The 4,703-nt window shown below is 45.6% G+C and carries 2 protein-coding genes; both read right to left on the bottom strand.

Annotation, left to right across the window (positions count from 1 at the left end):
- On the bottom strand, positions 1-1,308 hold a 1,308-nt coding region (locus CXF78_RS10510), incomplete at its 3' end, for an FAD-dependent oxidoreductase (protein ID WP_102036744.1).
- A gap of 5 nt (positions 1,309-1,313) precedes the next feature.
- On the bottom strand, positions 1,314-4,703 hold a 3,390-nt coding region (gltB, locus tag CXF78_RS10505; protein ID WP_102036743.1), incomplete at its 5' end, for a glutamate synthase large subunit.

Below are 4,703 nucleotides of genomic sequence, written 5' to 3'. Positions count from 1 at the left end.
CACTTTCGGGTTAGTGGTTTGGAATGGATTGTCGTCGGTTTTCTTGGCTTTAACTAATCCCCATTCGTTGGTTTCGATACCAAAATCACTAAACCAAGCAGCAGGACTAGCTTGGAAACCAAAGGCTATAATCAGCGCATCGGTTGCTAACACTTGCTCACTACCAGCAATGATTTCAGCGCGTTGACGTCCACTGGCATCAGCTTCTCCCATTTTGGTTTCAACGCATTGAATCCCAACGATTTGACCGTTTTCAGCTTTAATTGCCACGGGTTGACGATTAAATAAGAAGTTAACGCCTTCTTCGCGCGCATTTTGCACTTCACGGCGAGAGCCCGGCATGTTGGCTTCGTCACGACGATAAGCACATGTCACACTCTTAGCACCTTGACGAACGGCTGTGCGCACACAATCCATTGCCGTATCACCGCCGCCTAATACCACCACATCTTTACCCTCAAGGCTTAGATAAGGGGTAGCGTCGTCTTGAGTACCCATAATGTGATGAGTATTGCCAATAAGATACGGCAGCGCTTGAATAACGCCTTCAGCGTCTTCATTAGGCAGTTTAGCTTTCATGGCCGTGTAAGTACCCATACCAAGGAAGACTGAATCGTACTCGTCTAACAGGCTTTGAAAACTCACATCCTTGCCGACAGTGACACCCATTTTGAATTGAATGCCCATGCCTTCAAGCACAGAACGGCGGGTTGCCATAACATCTTTATCAAGTTTGAATGATGGGATGCCGTAAGTAAGCAAACCACCAATTTGTGGGTATTTATCATACACCACGGCTTGCACACCATTACGAGCCAACACATCAGCACAGCCAAGACCCGCAGGACCCGCTCCAATAATGGCAACACGTTCCTTACGTGGCGTCACATCCTTCATGTTTGGGCGCCAGCCTTGGGCAATTGCAGTATCGGTAATGTATTTTTCAACACTGCCAATGGTGACCGCACCAAAGTCGTCGTTTAAGGTACAAGCACCTTCGCATAAACGGTCTTGTGGGCACACCCTGCCACATATTTCTGGCAGAGTATTGGTTTCATGCACCAAGTCTGCCGCTTCCATAATGCGACCTTCTTCTGCCAGTTTTAACCAGTTTGGAATGTAGTTGTGCAGTGGGCACTTCCATTCACAATACGGGTTACCGCAGTCAAGACAGCGATCGGCTTGTTGTTTTACTTCTGGTTGCGTAAACGGCTGATAAATTTCAATAAATTGTGTAGCACGTTTTTTCGCTTCATGTTTAATGGGGTCAGCTCGACCCACTTCTATAAATTGAAAGTCATTGCTCATAATGATTACCCCGCCTTTACCACTAATTCCGGACTCTTCTGCTCAATTTTTAGCAGGTCAGCAACGGCAATATTCTTTGGTTTAACTAATACGAAACAATCCAACCAGTTTTCAAAGTCACTTAAAATCATATGTGCATGTTCACTGCCGGTTTCAGCATAGTGAGTTTCAATCAGGCCTTTTAAGTGTTGCTGGTGGATGGTAGATTCTAATTTTTGAGTGTCGACCATTTCGGTGTTTACTCGGCGATTAAAGCGACCAAATTGGTCAAATACATAGGCAAATCCGCCCGTCATGCCTGCACCGAAGTTGACTCCAGTTTTCCCTAGGATAACCACGATACCGCTTGTCATGTATTCGCAACAATTATCGCCACTGCCTTCAACGACCGCGATAGCGCCAGAGTTACGCACAGCGAATCGCTCGCCCGCTTGGCCTGCAGCAAACAACTTACCGCCAGTAGCACCGTATAAACAGGTATTACCCATAATGGCACTACGTTCACTCTGGAACGGGCTACCAATAGGTGGGTGAATAACGATCTTACCGCCAGACATGCCTTTGCCGACATAATCATTAGCATCACCGCACAGCTTAAGTTCAAGACCTGGGCTGTTCCATACGCCAAAGCTTTGGCCAGCGCTGCCATTAAAACCAAGTGTTAACGGCTGTTTTGCACCCGTTACACCAACAGTCGTAGCGATAAAACCTGACAATGTCGCGCCTACCGAGCGATCGGTATTATTGATTTGATATTGATAAGAAAACGGTTCGCCAGTTTCAACTGCTTTACGACAATCCGCTAACAAGGTTTGATTCAGTTGGCCAACATCTGAAGGCGGATTGATTTCTTTCCAAGTCAGAGATGAGTTTGCCTGTACTTTTGGTTTATATAAAATTGGTGCTAAATCTAAGCCACGCTGCTTGTCTGTTTGACCTTCAAGTGCATGTAACCAGTCGCTCCGTCCGACTAAATCTTCGAATTGAGTTACTCCTAATGCAGCCATCCATTCACGCACTTCTTGAGCCACAAATTCAAAGTAGGTCATGACACGTTCAGGTAAACCGTGATAATGGTTTTCGCGTAAGTTTTTATCTTGAGTTGCCACACCGGTAGCGCAGTTATTAAGATGACAAATACGTAAGTATTTACACCCAAGTGCAATCATCGGCACTGTACCAAAGCCAAAGCTTTCGGCGCCCAGTAACGCAGCTTTAATCACGTCGGTACCGGTTTTTAAGCCGCCATCCACTTGCAGGCGGATTTTATGACGTAAACCATTTTCTACTAGCGACTGATGCACTTCCGCTAAACCAAGCTCCCAAGGAGAACCGGCGTATTTGACCGAGGTGATAGGGCTTGCGCCAGTGCCGCCGTCGTAACCTGATATAGTGATCATATCGGCATAGGCTTTTGCAACACCGGTTGCAATGGTGCCAACACCGGGTTCTGATACTAGCTTGACCGACACTAAGGCTTTTGGATTGATTTGTTTTAAATCGAAAATCAGCTGAGCTAAATCTTCAATCGAGTAAATATCGTGGTGCGGCGGCGGTGAAATCAAGGTCACACCTGGACGAGCATGACGCAGCCCTGCGATTTCAACACTGACTTTATGGCCAGGTAATTGCCCACCTTCACCCGGTTTTGCACCTTGAGCTACCTTAATTTGCAGCACATCAGCGTTAACTAAGTAATGCGCGGTAACGCCAAAGCGACCCGATGCAATTTGTTTGATGGCCGAGTTACGTTCGCTATTGAAACGACGTGCATCTTCGCCACCTTCACCTGAGTTTGAGCGTCCACCAAGACGGTTCATCGCAACCGCTAATGCTTCATGAGCTTCAGGGCTTAAAGCACCAATGCTCATGGCTGCGCTATCAAAGCGAGGGTAAAGCTTTTCAGCGCCTTCGACCGTGTCTATTTCAATGGCATTTAGTTGACCTTTAATGCCGATTAAATCACGTAACGTGGCCACTGGGCGATCATCAACTAAGTGAGTAAACTTTTTGTATTCAGCGTAGTTTTTGTCTTTTAATGATGCTTGTAAGGTATTCACCACGTCTGGATTAAAGCAGTGATATTCACCACCTTCAACATACTTTAATAAACCACCTTGTGGTAACGGTACATGGGCGCGATATGCAGCGGTATGGAGTATTTTCTGGTCATCGGCAATATGATTAAAACTGACACCTTCAATACGGCTTATCACGCCTTTAAAACATAACTCAATCACATCACTGGCTAAACCCACAGCTTCAAATTGTTGGCTACAACGATATGAACCTACGGTACTGATGCCCATTTTAGACATGATTTTGCGTAAGCCTTTTTCAATGCCATAACGGAAGTTAAGCATTAAATGGGTTACATCATCGACTTGATGCAGTTTTGCCATTGCTGAAATAGATTCATAGGCGAGGTAAGGGTAGATAGCCGTGGCACCAAAACCAATTAACACCGCAAAATGATGCGGATCGCGTGCTGAAGCTGTTTCAACAATAATGTTAGTGTCACAACGTAGGCTTTTATCCACTAAACGAGTTTGCACAGAACCCACAGCCATAGCGGCTGGGATAACTTGAGCACTTTTCGCTACAGCACGGTCAGACAATACTAACAATGTCGTGCCGCTGCGAGCTAAGCGTTCAGCTTCGTCGGTAATGCGGCGAATAGCCTGCTCTAACGTTTCATTGGCATCATAGTTTAAATCAACTGTGTTGGCGCGATAGTTAGTGCTGTCTAATCCCAGTAACTGATTAAAATCACTGAATAACAAAATCGGTGAATTGAACATGACTCGGTAAGCGTTACCGGTGGTTTCGCTAAATAGATTTTGTTCGCGACCGACACAAGTGGCTAACGACATCACGTGTTTTTCACGTAACGGATCAATAGGCGGGTTGGTTACCTGAGCAAATTTTTGGCGGAAATAGTCGTACAGTGAACGCGACTTTTTCGACAATACTGCCATAGGCGTATCATCACCCATTGAGCCAATGGCTTCTTCACCTTTGCTCGCAAGTACCCAAATAACTTGTTCTAATTCTTCACGGGTAAAACCAAACTGTTTTTGATATTGCAGCAGTGTTTTGCTATCAAAACCACTTGAACCTTGTTTGGTAGGAGCCATTTCCTCAGCAGGGATCAATGTCTGACTGTTTTTAGCCATCCACTCTTTGTAAGGATGACGACGCTTTAAGTCATTATCAATTTCAAATGAATGATACAAACGACCATTCAAGGTATCTAACACTAATAACTCACCGGGCCCAACCCGGCCTTTTTCAATCACTTCATCGGCAGAATAATCCCAAATACCGACTTCAGACGCTAAGGTGAGGATACGATCCTTGGTTATAACGTAACGAGAAGGGCGTAGGCCGTTGCG

Origin of the sequence: Shewanella sp. 11B5, assembly GCF_002836795.1 — a bacterium.
GTDB classification, from domain to species: domain Bacteria; phylum Pseudomonadota; class Gammaproteobacteria; order Enterobacterales; family Shewanellaceae; genus Shewanella; species Shewanella frigidimarina.
The sequence above is the reverse complement of the archived record's forward strand: the minus strand, read 5'-3'. Positions and strand labels throughout refer to the sequence as shown.